The organism is Pannonibacter phragmitetus DSM 14782 (assembly GCF_000382365.1).
Taxonomy (GTDB): Bacteria; Pseudomonadota; Alphaproteobacteria; order Rhizobiales; family Stappiaceae; genus Pannonibacter; species Pannonibacter phragmitetus.
In genome coordinates this window covers 31,260-45,787 of sequence record NZ_KB908225.1, presented here as the reverse complement: position 1 = coordinate 45,787, position 14,528 = coordinate 31,260, and the positions used below count along the sequence as shown (strand labels likewise).

General features: G+C 65.9%; 11 protein-coding genes. 5 read left to right on the top strand and 6 right to left on the bottom strand.

The features are described from left to right. The first annotated feature begins 56 nt into the window (after positions 1-56). A complete protein-coding gene (locus tag H163_RS22960; RefSeq protein ID WP_051105405.1) occupies positions 57-1,250 on the top strand; it encodes an NnrS family protein in 1,194 nt (397 codons plus the stop codon). A gap of 252 nt (positions 1,251-1,502) precedes the next feature. Here H163_RS22960 and H163_RS0115120 read toward each other — a convergent pair whose 3' ends face one another. Continuing rightward, complete coding sequence (locus H163_RS0115120) at positions 1,503-3,539, bottom strand: NADH:flavin oxidoreductase (RefSeq protein WP_019965440.1); 2,037 nt, start codon at positions 3,537-3,539, stop codon at positions 1,503-1,505. Positions 3,540-3,663: 124 nt separating this feature from the next. Here H163_RS0115120 and H163_RS0115115 point away from each other — a divergent pair, with 124 nt between their 5' ends. Then, a complete protein-coding gene (locus tag H163_RS0115115; RefSeq protein WP_019965439.1) occupies positions 3,664-4,332 on the top strand; it encodes a TetR/AcrR family transcriptional regulator in 669 nt (222 codons plus the stop codon). 118 nt (positions 4,333-4,450) lie between these two features. Here H163_RS0115115 and H163_RS0115110 read toward each other — a convergent pair whose 3' ends face one another. The 4 genes from H163_RS0115110 to fepB all read right to left on the bottom strand — a co-directional run bounded on the left by H163_RS0115110 (position 4,451) and on the right by fepB (position 8,761). Beyond that, positions 4,451-5,626 (bottom strand): trans-sulfuration enzyme family protein, encoded by a 1,176-nt coding sequence (locus tag H163_RS0115110; protein WP_019965438.1) that lies wholly within the window; start codon positions 5,624-5,626, stop codon positions 4,451-4,453. Positions 5,627-5,701: 75 nt separating this feature from the next. Continuing rightward, positions 5,702-6,739 carry a FecCD family ABC transporter permease gene (locus H163_RS0115105; protein ID WP_019965437.1) on the bottom strand — a complete coding sequence of 346 codons (1,038 nt, stop codon included), beginning with the start codon at positions 6,737-6,739 and terminating at the stop codon, positions 5,702-5,704. A gap of 7 nt (positions 6,740-6,746) precedes the next feature. Beyond that, the gene (locus H163_RS0115100) at positions 6,747-7,733 is read right to left on the bottom strand and encodes a FecCD family ABC transporter permease (protein WP_019965436.1); all 987 of its coding nucleotides are present in this window, start codon (positions 7,731-7,733) and stop codon (positions 6,747-6,749) included. 62 nt (positions 7,734-7,795) lie between these two features. Then, complete coding sequence (gene fepB / locus H163_RS0115095) at positions 7,796-8,761, bottom strand: Fe2+-enterobactin ABC transporter substrate-binding protein (protein ID WP_019965435.1); 966 nt, start codon at positions 8,759-8,761, stop codon at positions 7,796-7,798. A gap of 172 nt (positions 8,762-8,933) precedes the next feature. Here fepB and H163_RS0115090 point away from each other — a divergent pair, with 172 nt between their 5' ends. Continuing rightward, on the top strand, positions 8,934-9,734 hold the full coding sequence (locus tag H163_RS0115090) for an ABC transporter ATP-binding protein (RefSeq protein WP_019965434.1): 801 nt from the start codon (positions 8,934-8,936) through the stop codon (positions 9,732-9,734). A gap of 17 nt (positions 9,735-9,751) precedes the next feature. Beyond that, positions 9,752-11,023 (top strand): NtaA/DmoA family FMN-dependent monooxygenase, encoded by a 1,272-nt coding sequence (locus tag H163_RS0115085; RefSeq protein ID WP_026355897.1) that lies wholly within the window; start codon positions 9,752-9,754, stop codon positions 11,021-11,023. 297 nt (positions 11,024-11,320) lie between these two features. Here the strand turns inward: H163_RS0115085 and H163_RS0115080 are convergent, their stop codons facing one another. Beyond that, the gene (locus tag H163_RS0115080) at positions 11,321-12,106 is read right to left on the bottom strand and encodes an IclR family transcriptional regulator (RefSeq protein WP_019965432.1); all 786 of its coding nucleotides are present in this window, start codon (positions 12,104-12,106) and stop codon (positions 11,321-11,323) included. 240 nt (positions 12,107-12,346) lie between these two features. Between H163_RS0115080 and H163_RS0115075 the strand changes: the two genes are divergently transcribed. Next, complete coding sequence (locus H163_RS0115075; RefSeq protein ID WP_019965431.1) at positions 12,347-14,425, top strand: TonB-dependent receptor; 2,079 nt, start codon at positions 12,347-12,349, stop codon at positions 14,423-14,425. The last annotated feature ends 103 nt before the right edge of the window (positions 14,426-14,528 follow it).

The following is a 14,528-nucleotide window of genomic DNA, read 5'->3' as shown; positions in this document are numbered from 1 at the left end:
TGCTTCTTTGTGCGGGCACAAACTCGGCAGGCGCAGGCGCCGCTAATGTCCGGCGCATGTCCCGTGACGTTGCGCCGCCTTCTCCCGAACTCACGCCCGCAACTGGCCGCCTGTTGCCGTGCCAGCCGCTGTTTCTGCTGGCGGGTCTCTGGGCGGCGCTCGTGCCGCTGGTCTGGCTGCTTCCGGCCGGATGGGTGCCGGAGCGCGGGATCTGGCATGCGCGAGAGCTTCTTCTGGGCATGGCAGGGGCAGCGGCGGGCGGCTATCTGCTGACGTCCCTGCCCGCCTGGACACAGGGGCAGCTTGCCCCGTCCCGCGTGACAGCGGGGGCCGTGGTCCTGTGGTGTCTGGCGCGGGGGGCGGCGGGCCTGGAGCTGATGGCCGTGCTGCCCGCAGGCGGCAGCATCACGGGCCTTGCCAATGCGCTTTACTTTCTGTTCGTGGCCATGGCTCTGGCGGTGCCGCTGGCCCGTGCCGGAACGCTGGCCCGTGCCGGAGTGGCGGGCCGGGGCTGGATTGCGGCGGGGCTGATGCTGGCGGCTGCGGCAGGTGCAGGCCTGTCCGGCTTCGGCCATGTGCCTGCCGCCGCCCTGCTGCTGCCCTTCACCCTGCTGCTCGCCCATGTGGGCGGCAGAGCGGTGCCTGCCTTCACGGGCGTCTGGCTGGCGCGGATATCCGCCGCTGCCCCGCCTCAGCTCCTCGCCCCGGTTCCCCTGCTTCCCGTCATCGCCGCTGCAAGCCTGCTCGAATGGTCCGGCTGGCTGGCGGCGTCTGGCTGCCTGTGGCTCGCCGCTGCGGGGCTCGTTCTTGTGCGCCTGCCGTCCTGGAAGACCTTCAGAACTCTCGGCTATCCGGCGCTCTTGTGGCTGCACATTGCCTATGGCTGGCTCCCGGCCGCCTTCCTGCTTCAGGCTCTGGCCATCTGGCGGCCGGAGCTGATTGATCCGGTCTCCGCCCGCCATGCCCTGACGATGGGCGCCATGGGCGGCATGATGATGGCGGTGATGCTGCGCCCGGCGATGCGGCGGCATGACCGGCAGTTGATCATGACACCGCTGATGACCGCCGCCCTGATGCTGGTCCAGATCTCGGCGCTGCTGCGGGTTCTGGCTGCGGGCATCGCGTTGGACGGGGCGGTGAAGGCGGCCGCGCTCGCCTGGGTCCTCGGCTGGGCCTGTTTCACCTGCGCCTTCTGGCCCGCCGTCACCGGCCCCGTCCCCCGCCCGGCCTTCAGCGCGCGGCTGGAGTGAAGCGGGGCGACAGGCGGAAACGGTCGGGGCGGGAAAGGGTTTCGGTCATCGGCTGGCTCTCGGGTTTGGCGGCTGCTGGGTGCACTGATCGTGCTGGACGAGGTTCAGGGTTTTGGGACGGCTGTAATCTGGGTGACTGGGCAGGGCCTCTAAGCTCCCCTGCCCTCAAGGGGGAGGGGAACAGATAGGCCGTGCCATTGAAACAACGGCTGCCATCACCTCCCCATCCACCCTGAAGTCTATCCCCACCCCTCACATGTCCTTCACCAGCCGCAGCGCATCATAGATCGCGGCGTGGGTGTTGCGGGAGGCGACGGCGTCGCCGATGCGGAAGAGCTGGAAGGTGCCGCCGGGGTTGCGGCAGATCTCCTGCGGCTGGCCCCCGATCAGCGCCTCGTGCGACACTTCTCCGAGGTTCGACGACAGCGGCTTCAGCTCGAAATAGAGATCGGCCAGCGGCAGGGTGCCGTGGTTGATGACCACCTGATCCACCGACCGCGTCTCACTGGCTCCGCCGTAATCGCTGCCCAGATGGGCGGTGAGCAGGTTGCCCTGCCGTTCCACCGCCTGCAGCCGCCATGTCACGGTGAAGCGCGTGTCCAGCGTCTGCAGGCTGCGCATGTAGGGCACCAGGTTCATGGCCATCACCTCCGGCGCAAAGCTGCGGTCGGGGGTCATGATCTCGACGCTGGAGCCGCTCTTTGCGATCAGTTCCGCGGCCTGCAGGCCGGTGTGGTCGCCTGCATCGTCATAGACCAGCACCTGCCGTCCGGGCTTCACATCGCCGGAGAGAATGTCCCAGGCGGAAACCACCAGATCGTTGCCCGCACTCAGAACCTCCGTATCCGGCAGGCCGCCGGTGGCGATGATCACCACATCGGGCTTGTCCGCCAGAACATCGGCGCTTTCCGCCCAGGTGTTGAAGCGGAAGGAGACGCCGAGCCGCTCGCATTCGGCCATGCGCCAATCGATGACCGGCAGCATCTCCCGCCGCCGTTCGCTCTGGGCGGTCAGGCGGATCTGGCCGCCGGGCCGGGCGGCGGCCTCGAACACGGTCACCTCATGCCCGCGCTCACCGGCCACCCGTGCGGCTTCCAGCCCGGCGGGGCCTGCGCCCACGATCACCACCTTGCGGCGGCGCGCGGCAGGGGCGATGTCATGCGGCATCGTCTCCTCGCGCCCGGTGGCGGCGTTGTGGATGCAGAAGGCAAGGCCGCCCTGATAGATCCGGTCGAGGCAATAATTGGCGCCGGTGCAGGGGCGGATGCGCTCTTCCTGCCCGGCGATGATCTTGCGCACCAGATGCGGATCGGCCATGTGGGCGCGGGTCATGCCGACGAGGTCCACCTTGCCGCTGGCCACCGCATGGCGGGCGGTGGCCACATCGGGAATGCGCGCCGCATGGAAGGTCGGCAGCTTCGTCTCCGCCCGGATGCTGCCGGCAAAATCCAGATGCGGCGCGCTGGCCATGCCCTGAATGGGGATTACGTCCGTCAGGCCCGCATCCGTATCGATATGGCCGCGCACCACGTTGAGGAAGTCCACAAGGCCGCTGTCCTTCAGGCGGCGGGAGATTTCCAGCCCGTCCTCCGGCGTCAGCCCGCCGTCGAGCCGTTCATCGGCCGTGTAGCGGATGCCGACGATGAAATCCGGCCCGGTGCGCTTGCGGATCTCGCGCAGCACGTCGAAGGCAAAGCGCAGCCGGTTGTCGAGCGGGCCGCCATAAGGGCCGTCCAGCGTGTTGGTCAGCGGCGACCAGAACTGATCCATCAGATGGCCATAGGCTTCCAGCTCGATGCCATCCATGCCGCCGGCCTGCATGCGCTCGGCCGCATCGCCATAGTCCTTGATGATCCGCTCGATATCCCAGTCTTCCAGCTGCTTCGGGAAGGCCCGGTGCGCGGCTTCGCGTGCGTGAGAGGGAGAGACGACGGGCAGCCAGTCGCCCTTGTCCCAGCGGGTGCGGCGGCCAAGGTGGGTGAGCTGGATCATGATGGCCGCGCCCTGCTCATGCACCGCGTCCGTCAGCTCCCTTGTCCATTTCACCACCTCGTCCTTCCAGGCGAGGATGTTGTTGAACACGGGCGGGCTGTCGCGCGACACGGCGGCGGAGCCTGCGGTCATCGTCATGGCCACCCCGGCCTTCGCCCGCTCCACGTGATAGGCCCGGTAACGGCCCTTGGGCATGCCGTCTTCCGGATAGGCCGGCTCATGCGAGGTGATGATGATCCGGTTGCGCAAGGTGAGATGCTTGAGCTGGAACGGCTGAAGAAGCGGGTCGCTGGACATGGGTCTTTTGCCTCTCTGGAAGGGCGGTTTTCTTCAGCAAAGTGGAAATGTGCACTGGTGTCAAGTTTCAGTGCATGAGTGTCGTTTTCTTTGACGGGCCTGCGCCATCTGCTAGATTTGCGGGATGAAACAGGACACTGACATCACGGCGGAAACCGGCATCACGGGCGAAACCGGCTGGCGCGGCTCTGCGGACCTGTGGCTGGATGCGGCCCTTGAGGCGCTGCTGGAGGCGGGCGTGGAGGCGGTGAAGATCCAGCCTCTGGCAAAGAAGCTCAATCTGTCGCGCACCAGCTTCTACTGGTTCTTCAAGGACCGGGAGGCGCTTCTGGCTGCGCTGGTGGCGCGCTGGCGGGAGAAGAACACCGGCGCCATCCTCCGCCAGACGGGCGCCTATGCAGAGACGCTGGCCGAGGCGATGCTGAATGTGATCGACTGCTGGCTCGACCCGGCGCTGTTCGATTCACGGCTGGAATTTGCGCTGCGCAGCTGGGCGCTGCAATCGCCGGACATTCTGCGGGAGGTGCAGGAGGCCGACCGCCTGCGGCTGGAAGCGCTGACGGGCCTCTTCACCCGCTTCGGCATCAGCGGCACAGAAGCGGACGTGCGCGCCCGCACGGTCTATCTCACCCAGACCGGCTACATCTCCATGCAGACCCGCGAAGACCTCCCCACCCGCATGCACCGCATCCCCGCCTATGTCACCATCTTCACCGGCCAGCCCCCGAACCAGCGCGAACTGGCAAGGTTTCACGCAAGGCACGGGTTTGCAGGGGAGGGAGGGGTGGACTGAAGGAAGGGCCTGTTCCGGATTGTCCGGCCATCTGCAAGCCATTGATTTGTATAGATCCTCGACACAAGGCCGAGGATGGCGATGGAGGGCTACAGGTTTGTCAGCAGTTTGGAGCCGTTCACCCGCCCGCCTTCTCCCTGATCCTCTCCAGCAGCGCGTCCACGTCTGCCATCAGGTCACGCGGGTCTTCGAGGCCGGTGCTGATGCGCAGGGCGGAGCGGGTGTGCTGCCAGCGGGGGCTGGTCCGGTCCTCGCGGATGGGCTGCGGCGCCATCAGGCTGCGGCTGCCGCCCCAGGAGGCGCCGATGGCGAAGGTGGTGAGCCCGTTGAGGGCAGGGGCCACATGCGGCAGCGCCTCAGGGCGGAACAGCACGGAAAACAGGCCGCTGACCCCGGCAAAGTCCCGCTTCCAGATCTCGTGACCGGGGCATTCCGGCCGTGAGGGCAGCAGCACGGCTTCCACCAGATCATCTGCGGCAAAGCGGGCGGCCAGTTCCTGCGCCACCCGTCCGGCATGGGCAAGGCGCAGGGGCATGGATTCCATGCTGCGCAGGATGTGGCTGGCATCATCGGGCGAGACGCCGATGCCATAGCGGCCGAACTGGTTGCGCAGGGCATGGGCCAGCGCCGGTTCGCGCAAGCTGATGGAGCCCATGAGAATGTCCGACGTGCCGGAGAAATATTTGGTCAGCGCCTCGGTGACGATATCGGCGCCATGCGCCAGCGGCTTGAACAGCAGCGGCGTTGCCCAGGTGTTGTCACACCCCACCAGCGCGCCGGACCGGTGAGCAAGCGCGGCGATGGCGGGAATGTCCTGCACCTCCATGGTGGTGGAGCCGGGAGATTCGCACCAGACGAGGCCGGTTTCCGGTGTCAGCCGGGCTTCCAGATCGGGCACGGACAGCGGATCGAAAAATTGCACGGTGATGGACTGGCGGGCAAGGTCCTGCAGCGCGAAGTCCCGCACCGGCGGGTAGCAGGATTCGGTGATGAGCACCTTTTGCCCCGGCTTCAGCACCGCCAGCATGGCAAAGGCATTGGCGGCCTGACCGGAGGGGGCGAGGAAGGTGTGGAAGCCGCCCTCCAGCGCGTTGATCCGCGCCTCCAGCGCCCGCGTTGTCGGTGTGCCATGGAGCCCGTAGCTGTAGCCATCCAGCCCCCGCTCGCCGCGGCTTGCAAAGGCCTCCGCGGTGTCAAAGACGATGGTGGAAGCCCGGTGCACCGGCGTGGTGAGGCTTGCAAAGCCTTCCTCGCGCACATCCGGCTTCACCACGCAGCGGGTCATGTCATGCATTGCCAGGTCTCCTGTTCCGGCGGGCAGGAAACCACGGCGCGGTGGCGGCCGTCCAGCGTCAGGTCATGCGCTGCTTCAAACCGTCCGGCTGCGTGAGAGCAGCCAGAGCAGATAGAAGCCGCCGAGAAGGCCCGCCGTCAGGCCGATGGGCATGTTGATCTGGAAGGGCAGGCGCTGGCTCAGCAGGTCGGCGGCCATCAGCAGAACCATCCCCATGAGTGCGGCAGAGAATACCGGCACCTCCGGAGCGCGGGTCAGCCGGCGCACCAGTTGCGGGGCGGCGAGGGCGATGAAGGCGATGGGGCCCGCCGCTGCCGTTGCAATGGCGGTCAGCGCCACGGCGGCCAGAACCATGGTGAGGCGCAGCCGTTCCGTGGAAAGGCCAAGCTGGCTGGCGGTGTCATCGCCCATTTCAAGCAGGGAGAGCCTGCGGGCATGGAACAGCGCCACGGGGGCGGCAAGGGCAAGCCCGGCAGCCGCCGGCAGGACATGCGCCCAGGTGCGGGCGCTGAGGGAGCCGGCGAGCCAGAGCTGGGCGGAGGCCGCCTGATCCAGATCCCCCATGACCAGAAGCACGGTGTTGACGCCGGAGAGCATGGCGCCGCAGCCGATGCCGGTGAGCACAAGGCGGTAGCTGCCGGTGCTGCGCCCGCGCATCGACAGCACGAAGACCAGCGCCGCCGTTGCCATGCCCGACAGCACGGCGGCAAGGGCGGTCTCCACCGGTCCGGCGTTGAACAGGATGATCTGGACGATGGCTCCGGTGGCAGCCCCCGTGGTGAAGCCGATGACATCCGGCGAGCCAAGCGCATTGCGCGAGACGGATTGGAAGATGGCGCCCGCCATGCCGAGCGCGGCACCCACAAGCATGGCGGTGAGCACGCGCGGCAGGCGCAGGCGCAGGATGATCCTGTCCACCGCAGGGTCCGTGCCCGGTGACAGCAGGCTGGCGGCGATGTCTGCGGTGCTGATCTTCAACGAGCCGGTGGCCAGCAGCGCCAGCATCAGGACGAGGACGGCGGCTGCCAGCAGGGCGCAGATGGCGGCGGTGCGGGGCCGCAGGCGCAGCGAAAGCGGGCCGGTGCGGAATGTGATCTGCGTGGATGGTTTCATCAGCGCCTCACATCTGCCGCAGCCGCAGGCGCCGCACGATGGCAACGAAGAATGGCCCGCCGGCCAGCGAGGCGATGATGCCGGCGGCGACTTCGGCAGGCATGGCAATCAGGCGGCCTGCCACATCGGCAGCGAGGAGAAGGATGGCCGCAATCAGCCCCGAGAACGGCAGGATCCAGCGGTAATCCGGCCCGGTGATGCTGCGGGCAATGTGCGGGGCGACGAGCCCGATGAAGCCGATGGGCCCGGCAGCGGCGGTGGCCGCGCCTGTCAGCAGCATGATGGCAAGGCAGGAGGCGGTGAACAGCGCCCTTGTGTTGACCCCGAGCGCCTCGCCCGTGTCGCGGCCAAGCGCCAGCGCATTGAGGCCGGGTGCCAGAACCTGCGCGATCAGCAATCCGCAAAGCGTGGCCAGTGCCAGCACGGTGGCGACGGAGAGGCTGCGGCCTTCAAAGGAGCCTGCGGCCCAGTTGCGGAAGCCGTCCAGCACTTCGGGCGGCGAATTGATGATGATGAGGGAAGAGGCAGAGCCGAGCATCACCGACAGGCCCGCACCGGCCAGAACCAGCCGCACGGGATTGGTGCCTGTTTCATGGGCCTGCCCCAGCGCGAATACGGCCAGGCCCGCGAGCCCCGCACCGGCAAAGCCGAACCAGACGTATTCCCAGATGCTGACAAATCCGAAGAGGGAGATGCCGGTCATGACGGCAAGGGCGGCACCCGCATTGATACCCAGCAGCCCCGGTTCGGCGAGAGGATTGCGGGTCAGCGCCTGCATCAGCGCGCCTGCGGTGCCAAGGGCAAGGCCGGTGAGGAGCGCAACGCACATGCGCGGCAGGCGCAGGGACCAGATGATCAGATGCAGGTCATTCTGCGCATCATAGCTCAGCAGAGCCTCCAGAACGGCAGCGGGCGGCATGGGGCGTGAACCGGCAAACAGGCTCACCACAGCCCCCAGCAGCAGGATGGCCAGCGCAGCGGTCAGCCAGATCATCCGCCTTCGCCTGCGGACACCCGGCCTTGGCACGGCCGGCGCGGCACATCCTGCGGCGAGGCTCATGGCCGGGCGAATCTGGCCGCAATCAGGCTCATGATCTCCTGACCCGAATAGTAGTCGATGCGGTGCGAGGAGGGGCCAAGGGGATAGACCTGGCGGTTGCGCACCGCCGGCAGGTTGGCCAGCACCGGATCGGCGAGGAAAGCCTCAACGTCCTTGTCCGTTGCGCGCAGCAGGAAGACCGTTTCGCCCTGAATGGCGGCGGGCAGGTTTTCCCGCGAGATCAGGTCGAAGTCCGAGGAGCGCGTCACCTGTCCGCGCATGTTGTCCGGCAGGCCTGCCACGGTCATGCCAAGGGAGGAAAGCAGCCGTGCATGGGGACTGTCCGGCTTGCCGATGGAGTAGCTGCCGCCGATGTTGTAGCCAACGATGCTGACGCTGCCTTTGGGCGGCACGATGGCCTTTGCCGTGCTGGCGGCCATGGCGTCAAAGCGCTGGATGGCCGCTTCCGCTTCCCCCTCCAGTCCGGTTGCTTCACCCAGCTGGCGGGCAATCGCCTGCCAGCTCTGGTTGGAATAGTTGAGGACGATGACAGGCAGGTCCTGCGCCTGCAACTCGGCCAGATGGGCCTTCACGCTGTCGGCACCCGTTGCCGAAACCACGGCCAGATCTGGCGCACTGCCAATCACGGCTTCCAGATCGAAGGCCAGATTGCTGTAAAGCACCTCCACCCCGCGCGCATCGGCCTCTGCCGCCCATTGCGAGAAGAAGCCCTTGCTGTCCGTGAGCGGGCCGGGCGTGGTGGCGGCACTGGCGGCAACCGGGGCATTCATCGCCAGCAGGATGCCTGTCAGGCTGGGCGTGGTGGACACGATCCGCTGCGGGGCGGAATCCAGCACCAGCTCCCCGCCCTCATGGGTGATGGTGCGCGGCCAGTCACCGGCACTGCGGGCGGGTTGCAGCGGCGCGGCAAGAAAGAGGGCCAGAGCCGTGAGAGTGGCAAACCGGGTGGTAAGACTGGTCATGGGATGTCCGGTGCTTGCTGGGTCATACAGCCCCCTGACAGCCTGCATGTGCAGGTGGCTGCAATAAAATATGAGGCATATACTCCATATTTGTATTTGTCCATATTGAAGAACGCATTCCACAATGCAATACGTTTGGCGCCCGCCAGCGGGGCCGCCAGAAAGGAAAGCCATGACGTCCCGGCTGCATGCCAACTCTCTCACCCTTGCCTATGAAGAGCGCTCCGTGTCGAAGGATCTGACGGTTTCGGTGCCGGACGGGTCCTTCACCGTCATTGCCGGCCCGAATGCCTGCGGCAAGTCCACGCTTCTGCGGGCTCTGGCACGGCTGATGAAGCCGCTGGCCGGGGATGTCGTGCTGGACGGGCGCAGCATTGCCTCGCTGCCGGCGAAGGAAGTGGCCCGCCGCCTTGGCCTGCTGCCGCAGAGCCCGGTGGCTCCGGCGGGGATTACGGTTGCCGATCTTGTGGCGCGCGGCCGCTATCCGCATCAGAGCTTCCTGCGGCAATGGTCGCGGGAGGACGAGGCAGCCGTTGGCGCGGCCATGGAGGCGACACGGGTTTCACCGCTTGCGGACACGCTCGTCGATGAACTGTCCGGCGGCCAGCGCCAGCGCGTCTGGATTGCCATGGTGCTGGCGCAGGAGACGCCCATTCTCCTGCTTGATGAGCCGACAACCTTCCTCGACATCGCCCACCAGATCGAACTCATGGATCTGCTGGCCGATCTCAATCACAAGGGCCGGACGGTTCTGGCGGTGCTGCATGACCTCAACCATGCCTGCCGCTATGCGACCCATCTGATTGCCATGCGCGCTGGCCGAATCCGCGCCGAAGGCCGGCCTGCCGATATCATGACGCCCGAACTGGTCGAGGATGTCTTCGGCCTGCCCTGCGTCATCATTCCCGACCCCGTATCAGCCACGCCGCTGATCGTGCCGAAGGGCCGCCACCACGGCGCCTGGAAGCCCTGAATTTCCAAGGAACCTCCATGACCCGGACACAGATGCACATCGGACTTTGCCTCACCGGCACCTGGATGAACGGGCAGGAGCCGGAACCTGATGCCCTTGAACGCCATGTGGCCGATCCGCTGGCGCAGCATATCAGGCTCGCGCAGGCGGCCGAGCGGGCAAAGCTGGACTTCATCTTCCTGCCGGACACGCTCGGGGTGATGCCGCGCAAGGGGCGCAGCCGTCCGATGCCGGGTCTTGATGTGACGCTGGTGATGGCGGCGCTGGCGCGGGAGACGAGCCATGTCGGCCTTGTCACCACCGCGTCCACCACCTTCAACCCGCCCTATGTGATCGCCCGCCAGATGCAGACGCTGAACTGGCTGAGCAATGGCCGGGCGGGGTGGAACATCGTCACCTCCATCGAGGGGGCGGAAAACTTCGGCTCGCAGCCGATGCCCGCGCCGGAAGAGCGCTACCGCAAGGCCGCCGAATTCACGCAGGCCGTGCGGGCGCTGTGGGACAGTTTCCCCTATGAGGCGCTGACCGGGGAAAAGTCCATGGCACCGGCAGCGCATGAGGGGGAGTTCTTCTCTGTCGCCGGGCCGCTCAACGTGCCGGGCCATCCCGCCGGAAGCCCGCCGCTGTTTCAGGCCGGCGCGTCGGACGCAGGACGGGCCTTCTCCGCCTCGGTCGCCGATGCCACCTTTGCCGCAGCCCCCGACATGGCCGCCGCGCTGGATCTGCGGGCTGATCTGAGGGCCCGGGCCGAGGCCTGCGGGCGCAATCCCGATGCCATCAAGGTGCTGCCGGGGCTTTATTTCTTCCTTGCTCAAACGCGGGAGGAGGCCTGGGCCATGCACCGGCGCGCCCATGCGCATCTGACGCATGAGCACAGGATCGAGTCGGTGCGGATGATCCTTGGCGCTGATCTCTCCGGCCATCATCTGCAGACCGTGATCACGCCGGATCTGCTGCCCGAGCCCGATCAGCCCGTGCGCAGCCGCACCCATGCGGATCTGCTGCGCCGTTACATCGAGCGCGAGCGCCCCACGCTGGGCCAGCTGCTGGACCGGCCCGAAGTGGTGGGCTCGGCCCACTGGGTTTCCGTTGGCACGGTGGAGGATGTGATGGCCGATATCATCAGCTGGCACGAGGCCGGGGCAATCGACGGCGTCATCGCACTTCCCGGCGGCTCACTGGACTCCTGCCGCCTGTTCCTTGAGGAGCTGGTCCCGGCCCTTGCGGCAAAGGGCCTGTTCCGTACGGATTATGCGGGCAAGACCCTGCGGGAGCATCTGGCTGCCTGATTGGTACGGGGCCGCACTCTCTTTTTGCCGCAGTGCCCCTCTCCCCCCTTGAGGGGGAGATGTCGGCGCAAGCTGACAGAGGGGGGTAGCAGCGCCTCAATACGGCAGGATCTCTCTCATAAACGGACAGTCCGTTACCCCCCTCTGCCCCCTGCCGGGGCATCTCCCCCTCAAGGGGGGAGAGGAGTTGGTGCCTGACTGGCAGTCCGTTGTAAACACTGCCGCTCAAGGGGGAGGGGGGCTGAAACGCCGTGCCGTGTAAACACTGCCCACCGATTGCCGGACCCGGCCCGTAAATCACATCCGGCCCGAGTCCCGCGTGGCTTCCTGCGCCGCAGCGAACAGGGCATCGCGGTGGTGTTCGGCTTCTGCCCGCTCGACGAAGGAAACGGTGGTGGCGACGCAGGCGATTTCGCCATGCACGTTGAACACGGGCGCGGCCTTGCCGGTGAGGGCGGAGAACAGATGCTCGTCCAGATCGGCGCCGCCTTCCCGGCGGATCTGCTCCAGAATGCCGGCGCGGGGCGGCTTGCCGCGGAAGGCGGCGGGCTGAATCTTGCGCACGGCTTCAATCCGCTCCGCGTCCATATAGGCCTGAAACACCAGCCCGCAGGCCGAATTGTCCAGCGGCAGAACATCGCCCAGCGAGACGGTGCTGATGGAAAAGGCGGCGCTGCGGTACCACTGCACGATGGTGGGGCCCCTGTCCGTCCAGATGGCGACGCCGCAGCTGGCGGCAATGCGCGATGACAGGCCCCGCATGTGGCGGGCCGTGACATCCACCGGGCTGATCCGCCGCAGGGCGCTGACGCCGATATTCAGTGCGGCAGGTCCGAGATCATAGCAGCCGGTTTCCGCATCCTGCGACACCAGTCCTTCCAGCACGAGGCTCTGCATGTAGCGGTGAGCCGTCGAGCGGCCCGTGTTGGCGCGGCGGGCCAGCTCGCCAAGGGGCAGGGCGCCATCGGACTGCGCAAGGATCTGCAGGAAACGGGCGGCGATGGACACCGACTGGATCGTGCCCGAACGCTTTGCACCTGCGCTGCCGCCATCCTCCTCCAGCAGTTCCGTCTCGTCTGTCATGCGGCTGGCCTCCCTCGTCAGTCCCTGACGGCTGCGTCTGCAATGCGCTGCAACCTAGAGCATTTTCCGCCAGGGGCGGAGTCCCCGATTGCGTCCTCCCAAGGCTGTTGCAGAAGTGTGACTCTGTTTCAAGAGACTTCAATATGCCGAATTGTGGAACATATTCCCTATTGCGGAACAGTTGCCGCCTGCGCTAATTCAACATGAATGTGAAACTCATAAATTGGGCGGGGCCATCTGATGTCTGGAAGCCGTGTTTATCTCAATGGCGTGAGCCTGCTTGCGCTGTCTCTTTTAGTGGCCGCACCGGCAGCCGCGCAGGATGCTGCGCAAGCTGCGGGGGCCGTGACGGAGCTGAAGAAGATCGTCATCACCGGTGAAAAGGTCGAGCGCGACCTGAAGAACACCGCAAGCTCCGTTTCGGTTGAGGACAGTGAGGAAATCACCAAGGAGAAGGCGGGCGATGCCACCGTGCCTGAGGTGATTGCCGATGTGCCGAACGTCGTCTTCCCGGACAGCGTCAGTGCGCCGGTGATTCGCGGCCAGGACACGCAGGGGCCGAACACGGGTGCCACGGCCTTCTTCGCCGGCACGGTGCCCCGGGCGACGATCAATGTGGATGGCCATTATCTGACCTACAATGAATTCTATTTCGGCAGCTCTTCGGTCTGGGATGTGAACACGATCGAGGTGTTCCGCGGGCCTCAGACCACCTCGCAAGGCGCCAATGCCATTGCCGGTGCCATTGTCGTCAACACCAAGGACCCGACCTTTACGCCGGAGGCCGCCTATCTGGCCGAAGTCGGCAGCTACAACACCCGCCGTGCTGCGGCGGTCCTGTCCGGGCCGCTGATCGCCAATCAGCTCGCCGCACGCCTTTCGGCGGATTATTCGGGGCGCGACACCTTCATCGACTATGTGAATTCGCGCTTTCAGGGCAACGGCACCAACCAGAATTTCGAAGCCTTCAACACGCGCTTCAAGCTGCTCTGGGAGCCGGAGGAACTGCCGGGGCTGACGGCCAAGTTCACCTATGCCTATACCTTCAGCAACCGGCCGAGCCAGGAAGCGGCATCAGCGCCTTACGAGGACCTGAACCACATCACCACGACGATGCCGACCTGGGACCAGTACACCCACTATGGCGTGCTCGATCTTGGCTACGACTTCGGCAACGGCTGGAAGCTCTTCAACAAGTCCCATGTCTCGGACACCTACGCCAACCGCACGACGGGCGTGGTGAACAACGGTGATGCGGGCATCTGGCAGACCAACGTGTCCGACGAGATGCGCGTCACATACGGTGATCAGGAAGACGTGATCAGCGGCATGGCCGGGGTCTATTATTCCCACAGCGATCAGGACGAGATCCTCTATCTGAGCGGCATTTCGACCTTCGATGACACCAAGCAGAACCTCGGCGTCTTCGGCGAGACCAGCTACCGCATGACGGACCGGCTGACGCTGACGGGCGGCCTGCGCTTCCAGAGCGACCAGATCCAGCGTGAGGGGCTTTCCGTCTATGCCCCCACCCGTGTCGATTTCGACAAGACCTTCAACGCCGTCCTGCCCAAGGCCAGCCTCGCCTATGCGCTGACGCCGGACTGGACCGCCGGCGGCATGGTCAGCCGCGGCTACAATCCGGGCGGTGTCTCGCTCAACATCAGCGCCCGCAAGTGGATGACCTTCGAGGAGGAAACCTCCTGGAACTACGAGGTGTTCACCCGCATGAGCCTGCTGGATGACCGGCTGATGCTGAACGGCAACGTCTTCTACACGGATCTCAAGAACGCCCAGTACAACATCCCGGTGGTGATTTCGTCCGGCGTTGCCCAGTCCTACACGATCAACGCCGAGAAGGCCCATTCCTACGGCCTTGAAATCGGTGGTGACTACAAGCTGCTCGACAACCTGATGCTGCGGGCAAGTGCGGGCCTGCTGAAGACGCAGATCGACGAGATTTCCAGCAACGTTGCCTATGAGGGCAACGAGTTTGCCAAGTCGCCCGGCTACATGCTGACCCTCGGCCTGAGCTGGGACGTGACGGACAAGCTGAACCTCTCCGGTCAGGTCCGCCATCTCGATGGCTATTTCTCCGACACGGCCAACACGGCCGCCTATGCCATCGATCCCTATACGGTGGCTGATGTGCGGGCGACCTATCAGCTGCGTGAGGCCTTCCAGCTCTATGGCTACGTCAAGAACGTCTTCGACGAGCGCGCACCCACCTACAAGCAGCAGAACCGCGGCATCGGCGGCACGGAAGCCAGCATGACCGAGCCGCGCATGTTCGGCATCGGCATCAAGGGAACCTTCTGACGGCAAGTTGCGGTGCGCTTGATTGAACTCCCGGCTGGTGAGGCCTGCCGGGAGTTTGCGTGAGAGGCAACGGAAAATCCCTTCACAATGTCCGGGGCTCAGG